Annotated in this window: 16 protein-coding genes; 8 read left to right on the top strand and 8 right to left on the bottom strand. The window is 71.5% G+C overall.

Features of this window, described 5'->3' with window-relative positions:
- Positions 1–96: 96 nt before the first annotated feature.
- Complete coding sequence (locus AB0C27_RS11175; protein WP_357841273.1) at positions 97–1,446, bottom strand: ATP-binding protein; 1,350 nt, start codon at positions 1,444–1,446, stop codon at positions 97–99.
- Positions 1,439–2,113: a response regulator transcription factor gene (locus AB0C27_RS11180; RefSeq protein WP_357841276.1), complete on the bottom strand. Its 675-nt coding sequence runs from the start codon at positions 2,111–2,113 to the stop codon at positions 1,439–1,441. The genes AB0C27_RS11175 and AB0C27_RS11180 overlap by 8 nt, the downstream gene beginning before the upstream one ends.
- A gap of 127 nt (positions 2,114–2,240) precedes the next feature.
- Between AB0C27_RS11180 and AB0C27_RS11185 the strand changes: the two genes are divergently transcribed.
- Genes AB0C27_RS11185 through AB0C27_RS11195 form a run of 3 tightly spaced genes read left to right on the top strand, consistent with a single transcriptional unit; the run spans position 2,241 to position 5,381 of the window.
- The gene (locus tag AB0C27_RS11185; protein ID WP_357841279.1) at positions 2,241–3,401 is read left to right on the top strand and encodes a DUF2092 domain-containing protein; all 1,161 of its coding nucleotides are present in this window, start codon (positions 2,241–2,243) and stop codon (positions 3,399–3,401) included.
- Entirely contained in the window at positions 3,398–4,369 is a 972-nt protein-coding gene (locus AB0C27_RS11190) for an ABC transporter ATP-binding protein (RefSeq protein WP_357841282.1), read from the top strand. The genes AB0C27_RS11185 and AB0C27_RS11190 overlap by 4 nt, the downstream gene beginning before the upstream one ends.
- Positions 4,356–5,381: an ABC transporter permease gene (locus AB0C27_RS11195; RefSeq protein WP_357841285.1), complete on the top strand. Its 1,026-nt coding sequence runs from the start codon at positions 4,356–4,358 to the stop codon at positions 5,379–5,381. The genes AB0C27_RS11190 and AB0C27_RS11195 overlap by 14 nt, the downstream gene beginning before the upstream one ends.
- Before the next feature lie 80 nt (positions 5,382–5,461).
- On the opposite strand, the gene AB0C27_RS11200 is transcribed toward AB0C27_RS11195, so the two are convergent.
- Positions 5,462–6,193, bottom strand: coding sequence for a YcnI family protein (locus AB0C27_RS11200; RefSeq protein ID WP_357841288.1), 732 nt, complete (start codon positions 6,191–6,193; stop codon positions 5,462–5,464).
- 47 nt (positions 6,194–6,240) lie between these two features.
- Positions 6,241–6,777, bottom strand: a complete 537-nt coding sequence (locus tag AB0C27_RS11205) for an MFS transporter (RefSeq protein ID WP_357841291.1) — start codon at positions 6,775–6,777, stop codon at positions 6,241–6,243.
- A 148-nt stretch (positions 6,778–6,925) separates the two neighbouring features.
- Here AB0C27_RS11205 and AB0C27_RS11210 point away from each other — a divergent pair, with 148 nt between their 5' ends.
- On the top strand, positions 6,926–7,384 hold the full coding sequence (locus tag AB0C27_RS11210; RefSeq protein WP_346109332.1) for a hypothetical protein: 459 nt from the start codon (positions 6,926–6,928) through the stop codon (positions 7,382–7,384).
- 9 nt (positions 7,385–7,393) lie between these two features.
- Here the strand turns inward: AB0C27_RS11210 and AB0C27_RS11215 are convergent, their stop codons facing one another.
- Genes AB0C27_RS11215 through AB0C27_RS11225 form a run of 3 tightly spaced genes read right to left on the bottom strand, consistent with a single transcriptional unit; the run spans position 7,394 to position 9,745 of the window.
- Positions 7,394–8,134: an ATP-binding cassette domain-containing protein gene (locus tag AB0C27_RS11215; RefSeq protein ID WP_357841294.1), complete on the bottom strand. Its 741-nt coding sequence runs from the start codon at positions 8,132–8,134 to the stop codon at positions 7,394–7,396.
- A gap of 5 nt (positions 8,135–8,139) precedes the next feature.
- Complete coding sequence (locus AB0C27_RS11220) at positions 8,140–8,928, bottom strand: ABC-2 family transporter protein (RefSeq protein WP_357841296.1); 789 nt, start codon at positions 8,926–8,928, stop codon at positions 8,140–8,142.
- Positions 8,921–9,745 (bottom strand): ABC-2 family transporter protein, encoded by an 825-nt coding sequence (locus tag AB0C27_RS11225; RefSeq protein WP_357841299.1) that lies wholly within the window; start codon positions 9,743–9,745, stop codon positions 8,921–8,923. The genes AB0C27_RS11220 and AB0C27_RS11225 overlap by 8 nt, the downstream gene beginning before the upstream one ends.
- A gap of 216 nt (positions 9,746–9,961) precedes the next feature.
- Between AB0C27_RS11225 and AB0C27_RS11230 the strand changes: the two genes are divergently transcribed.
- The 3 genes from AB0C27_RS11230 to AB0C27_RS11240 all read left to right on the top strand — a co-directional run bounded on the left by AB0C27_RS11230 (position 9,962) and on the right by AB0C27_RS11240 (position 13,899).
- Positions 9,962–10,939 (top strand): alpha/beta hydrolase, encoded by a 978-nt coding sequence (locus tag AB0C27_RS11230; protein WP_357841302.1) that lies wholly within the window; start codon positions 9,962–9,964, stop codon positions 10,937–10,939.
- Positions 10,940–11,049: 110 nt separating this feature from the next.
- Positions 11,050–11,886 carry a siderophore-interacting protein gene (locus tag AB0C27_RS11235; RefSeq protein ID WP_357841305.1) on the top strand — a complete coding sequence of 279 codons (837 nt, stop codon included), beginning with the start codon at positions 11,050–11,052 and terminating at the stop codon, positions 11,884–11,886.
- Between the two features lie 303 nt (positions 11,887–12,189).
- Positions 12,190–13,899 (top strand): serine/threonine-protein kinase, encoded by a 1,710-nt coding sequence (locus tag AB0C27_RS11240; RefSeq protein ID WP_357841308.1) that lies wholly within the window; start codon positions 12,190–12,192, stop codon positions 13,897–13,899.
- Positions 13,900–14,063: 164 nt separating this feature from the next.
- Here AB0C27_RS11240 and aceA read toward each other — a convergent pair whose 3' ends face one another.
- Entirely contained in the window at positions 14,064–15,350 is a 1,287-nt protein-coding gene (gene aceA, locus AB0C27_RS11245) for an isocitrate lyase (RefSeq protein WP_357841311.1), read from the bottom strand.
- A 290-nt stretch (positions 15,351–15,640) separates the two neighbouring features.
- On the opposite strand from aceA, the gene AB0C27_RS11250 reads away from it, so the two are divergent.
- A complete protein-coding gene (locus AB0C27_RS11250; RefSeq protein WP_357843067.1) occupies positions 15,641–17,080 on the top strand; it encodes a helix-turn-helix domain-containing protein in 1,440 nt (479 codons plus the stop codon).
- Positions 17,081–17,294: the final 214 nt, after the last annotated feature.

The following is a 17,294-nucleotide window of genomic DNA, read 5'->3' on the forward strand; positions in this document are numbered from 1 at the left end:
TCACGCGACGCCCGCCAGGCGAACGCACGCGACGCCGTCAGGTCCCGGCCCGCGCCACGGCGTACAGGTTCCGGCCCGCGTGCTCCCCTGACGGGGTCAGTCGCGGGCGACGGGCAGGGTGACCACCACCCGCAGTCCCGGCTCGGCGTCTTCGAGCGACACCGTCCCGCCGTGCGCCCGCACGGTCTCCCTGACGATGGCCAGGCCCAGCCCGGCCCCGCCCTCGTCGCGGCTGCGCCCGGTGTCGAGCCGGGTGAAGCGGTTGAAGACCCGTTCGCGGTCCTGCGCGGGAATGCCGGGACCGTCGTCGGTGACCGTCAGGACACCGTCGGCGGTCAGCGCCACCTCGACCTTGGAGGCGGTGTGGCGTACGGCGTTGTCCATGAGGTTCGTCAGCACCCGGCTGAGGTCGAGCGCGTCGCCGCGGACCACGACCGGGTCGCAGACCGTCAGCCGGGCCTCGGCGTAGCGGTCGGCGGTCTGCCGCACCACCTCGTCGAGGTCGACCGGCTCGCGCCGCGCGGGCACGCCGCCGCGCTCGTCCAGCCTGGCCAGCGCGAGCAGGTCCTCGGCCAGCCGGGACAGCCGCATGGTGTCCTCCAGCACGCCCTCGGCCGTCTCGCGCCAGTCCTGGCCCTCCGGATGCCCGAGCGCCACCTCAAGCTGCAATCGGATGCTGGCCAGCGGGCTGCGCAGCTCGTGGGCGGCGTCGGAGACCAGCGCCCGCTGGCGCTGCTCGGCCTCCTCCAGCCGCGACAGCATGCCGTTGAGCGTGGTGGCCAGCGAGTGCACCTCGTCCCGCGACTCGGGCACCGGCAGCCGGCGCGACCTGGCCGTGTGCGTGATGTCAGCCGCGCCCCTGCGCAGCGCCGCGATCGGACGCAGCGTCCTGCCGATCATCAGCCAGCTCGCCACCGCCAGCAGCACCACCAGCGCCGGCGTGCCGACCAGCAGCACCCGCCCGGCCGTGACGAGGCTGGTCTGGATCTCGGAGATGGGCCTGGCCGCCACGACCGTCTGCCCCCGGTCCGCGCGCAGCACGACGACCCGCAGGAACCCGGGGATCGCGTACGGCCGCCCGTCCAGCAGCGTCGCCTCCCCCTTCGCCAGCACCTTCGCCCTGGCCGACGCGTCCAGCAGCGGCACCAGCCGGTCGGTGCCGTACGTGACGTGCGTGATCCGCTCCCGGGAGTCGATGACCTGCACGAGCGTGCCGTCGTGCGTGGTGATCGGGCTGGTCAGCGTGCCCGCGTCGGCCGCCACACGGACGGCCTGCGCCTGCTGCCTGGTGCTCTCGTCCACGGTGCTCATCAGGGCCCGCTCCAGCGCGCTCACCAGCACCGACGCCGACAGGGCGAGCGCCAGCGCGAGCACGGCCGCGGCGGCCACCGTGAGCCTGAACCGCAGCCCCTGCCGCCGCCACCAGGCCAGCGGCGAGTCAGCCACCGTCGCCCGCCAGCCGGTAGCCCGCGCCGCGCACGGTCTGCAGCGAGTTCTTCCCGTACGGGGCGTCGATCTTGCGGCGCAGGTAGCCGACGTACACCTCGACCACGTTGGGGTCGGTGTCGAAGGTGTCCCACACGTGCTCCAGGATCTCCGACTTCGACACCACCTCGTCGCGCCGCCGCATCAGGTATTCCAGCAGCGCGAACTCCCTGGGCGTCAGCTCGATCGGGCTCTCCCCGCGCTCCACCTTGCGCCTGGCCGGATCCAGCGACAGGTCGCCGGCGGTCAGCACCGACGGCCGCCGCCCGGCGTCGCGCCGCATCAGCGCCCGCAGCCGGGCCACCAGCACCACGTACGAGAACGGCTTGGTCAGGTAGTCGTCGGCGCCCAGGTCGAGGCCGTCGGCCATGTCGTACTCGCCGTCCTTGGCGGACAACATCAGGATCGGCACCCAGTTCTCCTCGGCGCGCAGCTGCTTGCACACGTTGTAGCCCGACAGCCGGGGCAGCATGATGTCCAGCACCACGACGTCGTAGTCGCCCTGCCTGGCCGCGTACAGGCCCTCCTCGCCGTCATGCGCGAGGTCCACGGCGAAACCCTCGGCTTGGAGCCCCCGCTGGAGCGCGGCGGCCATCCGCCGCTCGTCCTCGACGACAAGTACTCTCATGTGGCGATTCTCCTGTTCCGGCCCTGAGACAACGCTGAGAAGGCTGAGAGCCATCTCAGACTGTCTCAGGTCTGCCACAGGATCCATGACGCAGGCTCTGGGCATCGACATACCGTTAAGGAGTGAAATGCGCAGAGGCACGTTCGTGAGGTGGGGAGTCCCGATCGCGGCAGCGGCCGTGATCGGAGCCGCGATCGGCGCCGGCCCCGTCATCGCCGCCGTGAGTGGCGAGCCCACGCTGCCGGAACGCTCGGCGGCGCAACTACTGGCCGACGCCGTGGCGGCCACCCACAAGGAGGGTGGCATCGCGCCGATGTCCGGCACAGTGCAGCAGACGGCCTCGCTCGGCCTGCCGGCCCTGCCGTCGTCCGGACCGGCCTCGCCGCTGAGCCTGCTGTCGGGCTCGCACGAGGTGAAGGTCTGGTACGGCGCCGCCGACAAGCTGAGGGTGGCCATGCCGACCCAGCTGAACGAGACCAACCTGATCGTGAACGGCGGCGAGGGCTGGTACTGGGACAGCGCCACCAACACCGCCACCAAGCTGACCATCAAGAAGGGCGACACGCACACGCCGGCCACGCCGGTGCCCCAGGCCAGTGACCTGACCCCGCAGCAGGTGGCCGCGCGGGTGCTGGCCAACGCCGACGAGCACACCGCGGTGCGGGTGATCAACAACGCCGAGGTGGCGGGCCGCCCGGTCTACCAGCTCGTGCTGTCGCCCAAGGAGGAGGGCTCCCTGGTGCAGGAGGTGCGGATCGCGCTCGACGGCGAGACGTACGTCCCCCTCCAGGTCCAGGTATACGCCAAGGGCTCGGCCGAGCCGGCCTTCCAGCTCGGCTTCACCCAGATCACGTTCACGCCGCCGGCCGCCGAGAACTTCACCTTCACCCCGCCCGCGGGCGCCAAGGTGGAGGAGAAGACGATCGGCCTGGACGAGACGCACGAGAAGCGGGCCGAAGAGCACGCCGAGCGGGCCGAACGGGTCGCGGGCGAGGCCAAGGTCGTCGGCGACGGCTGGGCGAGCGTGGCCGTGATCCCGTTCTCGCTGTCGGACCTGACCGCCGCGAAGCCCGACGCGTCCGAGCGGCCCGACGGCTTCGGCGACGGGGCCGACCCGCAGGCGCTGCTGGACGGCGTGCTCAAGTCCGCCACCCCGGTGAGCGGCACGTGGGGCTCGGGCAAGCTGATCAAGACCAAGCTCGTCACCGCCCTGCTGACCGACGACGGCCGCCTTCTGGTCGGCGCGGTCACTCCGGAGGAGATCACCAAGGCGGCGGGCACCAAGTGACCGCCGTCATGCAGGAAGCGGGGGCGCCCTTCGGGGCGGCCCCGCCCTCCGGGGACGCGATCGTCACCGAGGGACTGACCAAGCGCTTCCGCGGCGGCCAGGTCGCGGTGGACGCCCTCGACCTGGCGGTGCCGCGCGGCTCCGTCTTCGGCTTCCTGGGGCCCAACGGCTCGGGCAAGACCACGACGATCCGCATGCTGCTCGGCCTGGTGGCGCCCACGGCCGGCGAGTACTCCGTGCTCGGGCTGCCGCAGGCGGAGGCCTTGCCTAAGGTGGGCGCGCTGGTCGAGGGCCCGGCCTTCTACCCGTACCTGTCGGGCACGGCCAACCTCATGCGCTTCGACGCCGCCGACCCGTACGCGGTCCCCGGCACCGTCAAGCGGCGCGTCGAGGAGGCACTGGAGCGGGTCGGCCTCTCGGCCGCGGCCGGCAAGCGCTACCGCAACTACTCGCTCGGCATGCGCCAGCGCCTGGCCATCGCCGCCGCCCTGCTCGGCCCGCGCGAACTGCTCATCCTGGACGAGCCCACCAACGGGCTCGACCCGCAGGGCACGCGCGAGGTGCGCGCGCTGGTCAAGGAGATCGCCGCGGACGGCACCACGGTCTTCGTCTCCTCGCACCTGCTGGCCGAGGTCGAGCAGATGTGCACGCACGCCGCGATCATGCGCGCCGGCAAGCTCGTCGCGCAGGGCACGATCGCCTCGCTCAACGGCGGGCTGGTCACCCGCATCCGGGTGGAGACGCCCGACGAGGCCGGCGCGGCCCGCGTGCTGGACTCGCTCGGCCTGGCCGAGGTGCGGATCGAGGGCGGGCAGGTCCTGGCGGAGCTGGGCGGGCACGCGCCGGAGAAGATCAACGCCGCTCTGGTGGGGGAGGGCGTGGCCGTACGGGGGCTGGCCGTGGTGCGGCCGAGCCTGGAGGACGTGTTCGTGGGACTGACAGGGGAGGGCTTCGATGTCGACGGCTGAAAGCGCGACCTCGACGGCCACGCGGCGGACGCCCGGCCTGGTGCCGGTGACGGAGACCATGCGGACGACCGAGCGAACAGAAGAGCATGCGGCGGATCGCCCCGCGACGACCGGACCTTCTGGGCCTTCCAGACCTTCCGGGCCTTCTGGACAGGCGTCGGAGCCGGTCTCCGGGCGGGCTTCCGCGGCCCGGGCGACGTGGGCGTTCTGGCGGCTGCTCCGCTCCGAGCTGGGCCTGACCTTCCGCCGCCCGCGCAACCTGGCGATCCTCGCCGTGCTCGCCGTGGTGCCGGTCGTCATCGGCCTGGCCCTGCGCCTGGTCGGCGGCTCCGACGACGGGGTGGGCGGGATCATCCAGGCCGTCGCGGGCAACAGCCTGATGCTGACGTTCGCGTCGTTCTCGTTCCTGGTGCTGCTGCTGATGCCGGTGGCCGTCAGCGTGGTCGCGGGCGACTCGATCGCGGGGGAGGCGGGCGGCGGGACGCTGCGCTACCTGCTCGCCGCGCCGGCCGGGCGCACCCGGCTGCTGGCCGTCAAATACCTCAACGCGGTCGTCTACGCCTACGCGGTGACGGCGGTCGTGGCGCTGTCGGCGCTGCTGACGGGGCTGGCGCTGTTCCCCGCCGGGCCCGTGACGCTGCTGTCGGGGACGACGATCCCGATGCTGGACGGCCTGGTGCGCATCGCCATCACCGTCGGGTACGTCGGCGCGGGCATGGCGGCGCTGGCCGCGATCGCGCTGACGCTGTCGGTGTTCACCGAGGTCTCCATCGGGGCCATCGCGGGCACCATGATCCTGGTCATCGTCTGCCAGGTGCTGCGGGCCTTCCCCGAGCTCAGCTCGATCACGCCGTACCTGCTGCCGACCAGGTTCACGAGCTTCGACGCGGTGCTGCGCAGCCCGATCGACACGGGGGCGCTGATGGACGGGCTGCTCACGTTCGGGGCCTACATCCTGCTGTCCGGCACGATCGCGTGGGCGCGCTTCTCCGGCAAGGACATCACGTCCTGACGGCGGCCGTCCCCGCGCACGCGGCGCGGGGACAGCGACGGGCCCGGAGGGCCTTCGGACGGGCGAGTCAGGCGGGCGGGTCAGGCGGACGGGCGGCGGCGCAGGCCGAGGAAGCCGACCACCACGCCGATGACGCCCACGACCAGCCCGGCCCCGCCGAGCAGCCGGGCCGTGCCGTCCGAGGACTCCGCGGACGCCGAGGCCGCGCCGGCCACCGGGCTCATCGTCGGCGCCGCCGCGGCGGCGGGAGCGGTGGTCGCGGGGGTGGAGGCGGTGGCGTCGGCGGCGGGCACCAGCTTGAGCAGCGGCGCCGGGTGCTCGGCCTCCGTGCCGTCCGTCTTGGGGGCATCCGACCAGTCCACGACCTCGCCGCCGGAGTACGTCTGCTTCGTCGGGAACATCAGCGAGTCGACGCCCTTGGGCAACTGCCCCATGGACACCTCGAACTCCTGGAACTCCCCAGGGGCGATCTTGCCGCCCGACCAGACGACCTTGGTGACGGCCTCCTTCAGCTCGCCGTACTCGGTCTTGACCGGCGCGGGCAGCATGCCCTCGGTGACCTTGACCTTCCACCCCGGCACGGGCTTGACGGAGACGAAGGCCAGCGGATGGTCGGCGGGGAAGCTGACCTCGACCTCGGTGGTCGAGGCGTCGTCACGCTCGTTGGGCACCCGGAAGGCGACCTTGGTGAACCCGCCCGCCTCGGCGGTGCCGGGCTGGATGGTGACGTGGGCCAGCGCGGGCAGGGCCAGGCCGGCGGTGAGGGCGGTGGTGGCGGCGAGCACGGTCGCCGCACGGCGTACGAAGGACATGGGAAGGCTCCACTTGGTGTTCAGGGGGCAGGACAGGTGTCAGAAGGTCAGGCGGGAAGTGGAGGACCACGCCTGGCCACGCTGTGCCGGAACCCCGGCTGGAGCGGGACGACCCTGGTGTGCACGATCGCCGTGTACGGCCGCGGAAGAGGAACGCTCACGGGCGCGAGCGGCGTGAGCCGCCGGCCGAGGCGGCGCAGCAGCGACCACAGCGCGGCCTCGCCGCGCGACAGCCACAGGCCCGTGATCACCGTCGCCGTCAGGTGCGTGAGCAGCATGCCGGCGTTGACGGCCAGGCCGCCCTGGGCGTGCCCGTGCACCGACACATAGGCGGCGCCCTCGCCCGCGAACAGCTCGTGCAGCCCCAGCTGCGCCCCGACCAGCATCAGGTTGATCGTGCCCGCCGAGCGCTCCCTGCCGCCCAGCGCCAGCCCGAGCGCGGCCACGCCGCAGAACCCGAGCGCGGCGGTCGCCGGCGCGGGCGCCGATCCGCCGCCGAGGACGTGGGCGAGCGCGGCCAGAGCCCCGCAGACGGCGGCGAAGGCGGCCGTCCGCGCGAGCCTCAGGGGGAGTTGCGCACGCATGGGTGTGCCCCATGCTCTCACGGGGCAGGGTTGCTTGAGACCTCGAGTCCCAAGCTGTCCAATGCCATGTCCGAAATTGGCATTTGTCGCTAGGGTCGTGCCGATCCACGTTGACATTGAGGTGAGAACGTTGCGGCACTTAGGTGGTTTGCTCATCGGGCTTGTGGTGACGGTCGCCGTGCTGGGGGGCGGGGGCTGGGCGGTGCAGCAGGCCGTCGGGAACGCCGCGGCGAACCCTCCCGACATGCAGAAGATTTGGATCGCGCTGGGCGCGATGGCCGCCGTCGGGCTGGTCTTCGGGCTCGTGACGGCGGGCCGGATCTCGCCGCTGGCGACGTTCGTCCCGTCCATGGTCCTGCTGGCCTGGACGGTCGTCTACGCGCTCGACATGAACCGGGCGCTCTCCCTGATCCCGTCCGAGCCCTCGGTCAACCAGATCATCCGCGACGCCGGCTTCGGTGCCAGGACGATGCTCACGACCGGCGTCCTCGCCCTGATCGGCGTGGCCCTGTTCATCCCCGTCCTGATGCCGTCGCGCTGGTCGCGCCGGCAGGACGACGATCTTGACGAGGACTACGAGACCACGCCGGAGGGCAGCTACTACTGACCGGCGGCGCTACCCGCCGGTGTAGAGGCGGGTCACCACGTCCTCGATCGACGACTCCTCCGGGGCCGTGGCCATCAGGTCGTCGAGCGTGCCGTCGAACGCCAGCCGGCCGTGGTCGATCAGCATGACCCGGCGGCACAGGCGTTCGATGTCGCCGAGGTCGTGCGTGGTCAGTAGCACGGTCGTGCCTCGTTCGGCGTTGAGCCGCTTGAGGAACTGCCTGATGCCGTTCTTGCTGACCACGTCGAGCCCGATCGTCGGCTCGTCCAGCACCAGCACGTCCGGCGCGTGCAGCAGCGCCGCCGCCAGATCGCCGCGCATGCGCTGGCCGAGGCTCAGCTGGCGCACCGGCGTGCGCAGGAAGGCGCCCAGGTCGAGCGTCTCGGTCAGCTCGGCCAGGCGCGCGGTGAAGGCGCCGCGCTCCACCCGGTAGAGGTGGCGGATCAGCTCGAAGCTGTCCTTCAGCGGCAGGTCCCACCACAGCGTCGTACGCTGGCCGAAGACGACGCCGATGCGCCGGGCCAGCGTGGTGCGCCGGCGCGACGGCTCCAGCCCGGCCACCCTGACCCGGCCCGTGGTGGGGGTCAGGATGCCGCACAACATCTTGATCGTGGTGGACTTGCCCGCGCCGTTCGGCCCGAGGTAGCCGACGAACTCGCCCGCCGACACGGTGAAGGACAGGTCGCGCACGGCGTGCACGACGTCCCGCTTCACCTTGAACGACCGTCCCACCTGGTCAAGCTCGATCATGTACGTCAACTCCCCGTCGATCGGTAGTGCCGGATGCCCTGCCGCCAGGCCAGCGCGGCCACCAGGGCGAGGACCAGCGCGGCGGCCGGTCCGGCGAAACGCGTGTACTCGGGTGTCCCGAAGGGATCGTCGCGGCCCAGTACGTACAGGCCCGGCTGCCAGTTGACGAAGGCCAGCGGGAGCACGTACGTCACGCCCCTGACCACGTCGCGGGCGTAGATGCCGAGCGGATACTGGGTGAGCTGGTAGCTGCCGTAGGTGAAGGCGTTGACCACCTCCGGCGCGTCGGTCAGCACGAACTGCGCCGCGCCGGCGAGCGTCCACAGCGCCCCGAAGATGACGATCCCGGTGAGCACCATGACCGGGATCATCCAGACGCGCTCCCGGTCGAGGCCGAGCGCCGTGACCGCGTACCCGAGCACGAGGGCGGACTGGAGGATGCGGCCGATCCGGGTGATCTGGAAGCGGTCGGTGGCGAGCTGGATCCAGGCGCCGACCGGCCTGATCAGGAACGTGTCGAGGGTGCCGGCCTTGATGTGCGCGCTGACCCGGTCGAGGTTGCTGACGAACGTGTCGCAGCTGGTGAACGCCAGGGAGGCGGCCCCGTACAGGAAGAGGACCTCGTCGCGGGAGAAGCCCGCGAGCGTGGTGGTGTTGGCGAAGACGACCAGGATCACGGCGACGTCGATCGCGGCGATGACGAAGCCGAGCACGCTCATCAGCGCGAACGAGGCGGGGTACGCGGCGGCCGCCCTGGTCCACGTCCAGACCAGCCGGAAGTACGTCCTAACCACCCTGGATCACCACCTTGTGGCGGATCGCCCTGGTGCCGGCCGTGCCCAGCCCGAGCAGGACCACGGCCCAGAGCGCCTGGAGGGCGAGCGTCGGCGCCACCGGCGCCTTGCCCAGGTAGAGGTCCGTGGGCAGCTGCACCATGGCGGCCCACGGCAGGACCGCGGCCAGGTCGCCCAGCCAGCCGGGGAACAGATGAAGCGGGATCATCATGCCGCTGAAGAACGTGCTGAGGACCAGCGACACGACGGCCACGCCGCGGTCGTCGAGGAGCCAGCAGACCGACAGCGCGATCAGGTAGCGCCAGCCGAAACTGACGACGACGCCGAGCGCGAAACCGGTCAGGAAGGCCAGCCACTGGCCGGGGCCGGCCGGGAAGTGGATGCCGAACACCAGCGCGCCGACCAGCATCGGCGGGATGCCGCGGACCAGGAACAGGTAGGCGGCCCTGCCCGCGTCCTCGGCGAGCGTCCAGGCTTGGAGCGGCGCGGGGCGGACCAGGTCGAGCGCGATGTCGCCGCTGCGGATGCGCTCGGGCAGGCCGAGGCCGCCGCCGAACAGCTGCATCGGGCCGATGAACGCCTGCGTGACGAAGCAATAGGTGATGGCGTCGGTCATGTCGTAGCCGGCCAGGCCGGGGCGGGCCTGCCACAGTGCGATGAGGATGTAGGCGCGCAGGATGCCGAAGACGCTGTTGGTGAACGCGCCGGCGAGCGCCGCCCAGACGTAGGTGGCGTGTTTGCGGAAGCCGTACCGGACGAGCCGGGCATAGAGCGGGATGGTTTGGCACCTCCGGGGGGTGATGGCACGGTTGCGCACCGTGCTTGGACCCGCGCACGGGTCTGTCGAGTGGGAAGCACGGAATTATCGGGGGGCCGTGTGGCGGCTCGCAACGCGATTAATCCCGGACAAATCCGGCGCTGGTGTGGTTCGTCCGCGTGCGGCGAGGCCGAAATGCGGGCGTAAGAGATTAGTTACCTACTGATGGGTAGGACGATCTTGAACGGGGGAAGAATCACTCTCGGAGGGTCGAGAATGCTCATCGACAAGGACGTGATACCCGGCTACCCCTTGAGCTGGCAGGCCCGCGCGCTCACCGGTCTCATGCGCGGCACGCTCAAGCCGGCCTCCAGTTTGCTGATGCGTCATCCCCTCGCTTTGTCGGGGGCGGCCCGCCTGAACGACCTCACCCGGATGGTCAAGGTGCCCCATCCCGGGCACGTGACGATCGAGCCGGCGGCCTTCTCCGCGTGCGGAGGTGAGTGGGTGCGTGGCGGGGAAGACCTGGACGAGGGCAAGGTGGTGCTCTACTTCCACGGCGGCGGCTACTTCTCGTGCTCGCCTCGTACGCACAGGTCCATCACCTGGCGGCTGTCGGTGGCGGCCGGGCGGCCGGTGCTGGCGCTCGACTACCGGCAGGGCCCGGTGCACCGGCTGGCGGACTCGCTGGCCGACGCGCTCGACGCCTACGACTGCCTGCTGGGCCGCGGGTACGCTTCTGAGGACGTCGTGCTGGCCGGCGACTCGGCGGGCGGCCACCTGACCCTGGCGACCCTGCTGGCCCTGCGCGACCGGGGCACGCCGCTGCCGGGCGCGGCCATCTGCCTGTCGCCGTGGGCCGACCTGACCGACGTGCCGCGCCGGGCCAACCGCTGGCAGGACCCCATGCTGCCGGCCGGCCGGGTGCGCTGGCTGGCGCGCAGGTGGACGTCGGGGCTGGACCCGTGGGACCCGCTGGTCTCGCCGGTGCACGGGGACTTCACCGGCCTGCCGCCGCTCATGATCGTGACCGGCTCGACCGAGGTGCTGCGGGACGAGGGCAGGCAGGTGGCCCGGCGGGCGCGGCTGGCCGGGGTCCCGGTGCGTTACGAGGAGTGGCCGCGGATGCCCCACGTCTTCCCGATCCTGGCCGACGTGCTGCCCGAGGCGCGGCTGGCCTTCGAGCACGTGTCCCGGTTCCTGGCGGCGGTGGGGGCGGCGTCGATGCCCGCGGGCGACTCGGCGGCGGCCTGACTTTTTGCCGGCCCGGCATTTCGCCTGTCCGGAATGAGGGGATTGGCATACGCCAGGAGGCCAGGGCAGTATAAGGTTAGGTATACCTAACTGCACCAGGGGGCTGTTCGATGGCGAACAAGCGCACGGATCATCACCGGGGCGTGGTCCAGCGGACCGAACGCATCTCCCGCCACATGGTACGCGTCGTCGTGGGCGGCGACGGGCTGGCGGACTTCGCGACGACGGGGCTCACCGACCACTACGTCAAGCTGGTGTTCCCGTACGAGGGGGTCGACTACCCCCAGCCGTTCAGCGTGCAGACCTGCCGCGAGCAGCTGCCGCGCGAGCTGTGGCCGCGCCTGCGCACCTACACCGTGCGCGCCTGGGACCCCGACACCCGCGAGCTCACCCTCGACTTCGTCGTCCACGGCGACGAGGGCTTGGCCGGGCCGTGGGCGGAGCGGGCGGTGCCCGGGGACGAACTGCTCATGCTGGGTCCCGGCGGCGGTTACGCGCCCGACCCTGAGGCGGGCTGGCATCTGTTCGTGGGCGACGAGAGCGCGCTGCCGGCCATCGCGGCCTCGCTGGAGGCGCTGCCGGCGGACGCCACGGCGTACGTGCTGGTGGAGGTGGACGCGCCCGAGGACGAGCAGAAGCTGGGCACGGCCGCCGAGGCGCACGTGACCTGGGTCTACCGGGGCGATGGGCCCGTGGGGCTGCGGCTGGTGGAGGCGGTGCGGGCGCTGGAGTTCCCCGAGGGTGAGGTGCACGCGTTCGTGCACGGGGAGGCCGGGTTCGTGAAGGAACTGCGCCGGCATCTGCGGATCGAGCGCGGGATCGGGCTCGACCGGCTGTCGATCTCCGGCTACTGGCGGACCGGGGTCGACGACGAGGCGTGGCGTGAGGTCAAGCGCGAGTGGAACCGCCAGGTCGAGGCCGAGGAATCGGCCGCCATCGCCTCCTGAACCGCGCCGGGCGGCGGTGTCTTCTCGCGCCCGGCCACGATGCCTTTCGCACCCGGCCGCGGTGCTTTTCGCGCCCGGCCACGGTGGCCCGGCGGACCTCGTTCCCGCCCGGCACGGCAGGCGCGAAGTGCCACTTCAGACCGCTATGTCACAGCATTTACTTACCTAGAGGGAATGACAGCCTTACCTCCAATACCCCTTATGTAAGACATGCGGAAAGCCTCCACGGGAGCCGCCACAGTGTGCTTTGCCGTGACCCTGATCAGGAGAGGCGAAACCCGGATGGCGCGTGGGGCGAGGGACATGCCTGCCGGAGTGCGACCGCTGACGGTGGGCGACCCGGTCATCATCGGCCGATATCTACTCCTCGGCCGCCTGGGAACCGGCGGGATGGGAGTGGTGTATCTGGCCGAACACCCTCAAGGGGGCCTGGTCGCCCTCAAGACACCGCATGCGGTGCATCTCAACGATGCCACGTTACGGGCCCGCTTCGCCGAGGAAGTGGCTTTCTCGCGGAGATTGGTACCGTTCTGCACCGCCGCCGTCGTGGAGGACGGCACCGACAAGGACCGCCCTTACCTGGTCACCGAGTACATCCCGGGCCCCGCGCTCTCCCAGGTCGTCAAGGCCAAGGGGCCACTCCCGCCCGACCTCGCCTACGGGGTGGCGCTCGGCGTCGCGGCCGCGCTGGTGGCCGTGCACGAGGCGGGGCTCGTGCACCGGGACCTCAAACCGGGCAACGTGCTGCTATCCCCGCGGGGCCCGCGGGTCATCGACTTCGGCATCGCACGGGACGTGGACACGCTGTCCGCGCACACGCAGGCAGGCCAGGTCATGGGCAGCCCTGGATGGGTCGCGCCGGAACGGCTGACGGGCGGGTCCGCCGTGCCCGCCTCCGACGTGTTCGCCTGGGGATGCCTGGTGGCCTTCGCCGCCGGCGGGCACCATCCGTTCGGCGGCGGTGAGACCGACGTGCTGACCCGGCGCATCCTGTTCGACCCGCCGCGCGTGGAGAACGTGCCGGCCCTGCTGCGGCCCGCCGTCGAGGCCGCCCTGGCCAAGGAGCCCGGCGACCGTCCCAGGGCCGCCGACCTGCTGCGGGCGCTGCTGGCCGCCGGCGGGGTCGGGGATCCGTGGGACCTGCGGCACTCGGTGGCGGAGGTGCTGGCGGAGATCTGGACGCCGGTGCCGTATCCGGCCGGGGGAGGGCTGGTGCGGCTGGCGCGCTCGCCCGGCGACCCGGAGTCATCCGGAGACGAGGACGGCCCGTTCGTGGACCGTTCCGAAGCCGGATCCGTCTGGGGCGAGGGTTCCGGTGGCGGTCCCGATGACGCGGCCCCTGGTTCCGGGGGGCGTTCCGGCGACGCTGCCACGGGTCGGGGCGGTGGCCGGGACGAGGGCGGTACTGGAGGCAAGGGGCGGTCCGGGGCGCGAGGGCGGGGGAGCAGGGCGAAGTCGAGGGCGCAGCTCTCGCACGCGACGTTCGCCGCCCTGGCCACGGTCTCGATCGCGGCCCTCACCGTCATCGCGGCCTCGGGCGGGGACGGGACGAACATGGGAGGAGGCGCGCTCCTGCCCGCCGACCCGCCCGCCGCGCAGCCGCAGAGCAGTGCCGGCTCCACCGTGCGGCCCGCGATCACGACCAGGAATCCGCCCCCGGTACGCCTGGCGACGACCGCGCTGCCGTCGCCCGCCACGCCCACGGTGTTCGTCACGCGAACCCGTACGACCAGCCCGGTCTCCGTGCTCACGCCCGGACGCGAGCGCGACCGCAGGCGGAGCGTCGTCCCGACGTCGCACACGTTCGGCCCCGGCGACCCGGGCGGGAACGACCCGGGAGAGTGCGCGAACCCGGCGGCCCGCAGACGCGGCAACGCCGCGGCCAGACGGGACTGCCCGCGGCCCTCGGGCTCTATCACCACGATCCCGCAGGACGGACCTGGCGAGTCACCCGGCCCGACCCCCACCGTCACGACCACCCCGACCCCGACGGGCGGCACCACCGCCCCCTGAGCAGGTCAGGCCGGCGGCAAGTGAACAGGCCCCCGCCCCCTGAGCGGGTCGGGCGCGCGGCCGGTGCATGTGAAAGCGGGCCGCGCCGGCGCTGGGAGCCGGCGCGGCCCGGTCGCCGGGGAACCGTCCCATGCCCTGGAGGTGGCCGGCGAGATCGGGGGAACCTAGTGGCCGAACTGCTCCTCTTCGGTGGAGCCGCGCAGCGCGGTGGTCGAGGAGTCGGGTGCCACGGCCGTGGAGACCAGGTCGAAGTAGCCGGTGCCGACCTCACGCTGATGCCGCGTCGCGGTGTAGCCGCGCGCCTCGGCGGCGAACTCCGCCTCCTGCAGCTCGACGTACGCGGTCATGCCGTCGGCCGCGTAGCCCTGGGCCAGGTCGAACATGCCGAAGTTCAGCGAGTGGAACCCGGCCAGCGTGATGAACTGGAACTTGTACCCCATGTGCCCCAGCTCGCGCTGGAACTTCGCGATCGTCGAGTCGTCGAGGTGCTTCTTCCAGTTGAACGACGGTGAGCAGTTGTAGGCGAGCATCTGGTCCGGGTACTCGGCCTTGATCGCCTCGGCGAACTCGCGGGCCACGTCGAGGTCGGGCGTGCCGGTCTCCATCCAGAGCAGGTCGGAGTACGGCGCATACGCCAGGCCGCGCGCCACGCACGCCTCCAGGCCGTTCCTGACCCGGTAGAAGCCCTCCGCGGTGCGCTCGCCGGTGGTGAACGCCTGGTCGCGCGGGTCCACGTCGCTGGTCAGGAGCGTCGCGGCCTGGGCGTCGGTCCGCGCGACCACCAGCGTGGGGACTCCGGCGACGTCCGCGGCGAGGCGGGCGGCGTTCAGGGTCTTGACGTGCTGGCCGGTCGGGATCAGCACCTTGCCGCCGAGGTGGCCGCACTTCTTCTCCGAGGCCAGCTGGTCCTCCCAGTGCACGCCCGCGGCGCCGGCCGCGATCATGCCCTTCATCAGCTCGAACGCGTTGAGCACGCCGCCGAACCCGGCCTCCGCGTCCGCCACGATCGGGGCCAGCCAGTGGGGGGCGTCACCGTCGCCCTCCGACCAGGTGATCTGGTCGGCGCGCAGCAGCGCGTTGTTGATCCGGCGCACGACGGCGGGCACGGAGTTGGCCGGGTAGAGGCTCTGGTCGGGGTAGGTGTGCCCGCCCAGGTTGGCGTCCGCGGCGACCTGCCAGCCCGACAGGTAGATCGCCTTCAGCCCCGCCCGCACCTGCTGCACCGCCTGGTTGCCGGTGAGCGCGCCGAGGGTGTTGACGTAGTCCTCGGTGTGCAGCAGGCTCCACAGCCGCTCGGCGCCCAGCCGGGCGAGCGTGTGCTCCTCCTGGACACTGCCGCGCAACCTGATCACGTCTTCGGCGCTGTAGGTGCGCTCGATGCCCTTCCAGCGAGGGTCGTTGTCCCATTCGTCCTGCAGCTGCTCAGCAGCTCCCTTGAGGCGATCGATCATGGCTCACTCCTTTGTCGTCCCCTGGGTGCTCACGCCGAGTCTCTGCCCCGGCCACCTGCGACAAATAGGGTTAACCTGCGAGAAGAATCGCCGATATTCTCGTATTGAGGATTGCCGGCCGGTATTCAGCAGTGAAGAATTCGCAGGTTTTACCGTTGGCCTAGACCAATCGCCTCTGCGGCGGCGCCGTCCAAGATCCTGCGCCGAGGAGTCCCGAAGCGCTGGAAGATGAGCCGAATTTCTGTCTAAGATTCGGTATGGCCTCCTTGCTGGGCGAAGAACCGCTGTCTTTGACGCAGGAGCTCGATCTGATCGCGTTTGGCCAGCGCCTGCGTCACCTGCGCAAACAGCGCGGGCTCACCCTGTCCGACCTGGGCTCGCGCGTCAGCAGGGCGCCGAGCCAGCTCTCCCTGCTGGAGAACGGCAAGCGCGAGCCCAAGCTCTCCCTGCTCAAGTCGCTGGCGACCGCGCTCGGCGTCCCCGTCGAGGAGCTGCTGCGCCGCCAGCCGCCCAACCGCCGCGCCCAGCTGGAGATCGCGCTGGAGGAGGCCCAGCGCGACCCCGTCTACGCCGGGCTCGGCCTGCCCCGGCTGAAGGTGTCCGCGCGCGTGCCGAACGACGTGCTCGAACACCTCCTCGGCCTGTACGGCGAACTGCGCGCCCGCCAGGCCCGCGGCACCGCCACGCCGGAGGAGGCCAGGGCCGCCAACGCCGAGCTGCGGCGCCGGCAGCGGGAGGTGGGCAACTACTTCCCCGAGATCGAGAAGGCCGCCGCCGAGGCGCTCGAAGCGGTCGGATACCGTACGGGCGCGCTGTCGCAGAGCATGATCCAGAGCCTCGTCACGCACTTCGGCTACACCGTGCACACCGCCCAGGACCTGCCGCGTTCGGTGCGTTCCATCACCGACATGCGCAACCGCCGCATCTACGTCAAACACGAGCAGCTCGGCATGCACACCCCGCGCACGATCCTGCTCCAGACGCTCGGGCACCTCGCGCTCGGCCACGACAAGCCCCGTGACTTCGCCGACTTCCTGCGCCAGCGCACCGAGGCCAACTACTTCGCCGCCGCCGTCCTCGTCCCCGAGAAGGCCGCCGCGCTCTACCTCCAGGAGGCCAAGTCCGACCGGGCGCTGTCGGTGGAGGACCTGCGGGACGTGTTCGCGGTGTCGTACGAGATGGCCGCCCACCGCTTCACCAACCTCGCCACTCACCATCTCGGGCTGGTCTGCCACTTCGTCCGCAACGACGCGGGGGGCACGATCTACAAGGCGTACGAGAACGACGGCATCGTCTTCCCGGCCGACGAGCAGGGGGCCATCGAGGGGCAGCGGATGTGCCTGCAGTGGTCGGGGCGGCAGGTGTTCGCCTCGCCGGACCGCTTCTCGGTGTTCTACCAGTACTCCGACTCGCCCACCGGGACCTACTTCTGCGTGGCCCACGTCGATCCTTCGCGCGAGCGGGACTTCGCGATCACGCTGGGGGTGCCGTACAAGGAGTCGCGCTGGTTCCGGGGCCGCGAGACCACCAACCGCACGAAGTCCAGCTGCCCGAGCGGCGACTGCTGCCGCCGCCCACCGGCCGAGCTGGCGGAACGCTGGGAGGGGTACGCCTGGCCGTCGGCCAGAGCCAACTCCCACGTGCTCGCCGCACTGCCGCCGGGGTCGTTCCCCGGGGTGGACGAGGCCGACGTCTACACCTTCCTGGAACGCCACGCCGCCGCCGGCTGAACGCCGGGCGGTGCGGACCGTCGGTGCTCGAACCGGGCTTGATGGTTCACCCGGCCGTCGAACGCAGCCGCCGTCGTAACGCATTTGTTATCCAAATCAAGTGTTTAGTCGGCCATTTGCGGGCATTCTTGATCATGAAGTCCAGCAGAGGGCTTCCCTCACGCGTTACCGAAGCGTGCCTCTGCCTGGGCTTTTTGTCATGGGCGGAGCCGCT

It is taken from the genome of Nonomuraea sp. NPDC048882, from assembly GCF_040649755.1.
Lineage (GTDB): Bacteria > Actinomycetota > Actinomycetes > Streptosporangiales > Streptosporangiaceae > Nonomuraea > Nonomuraea maheshkhaliensis.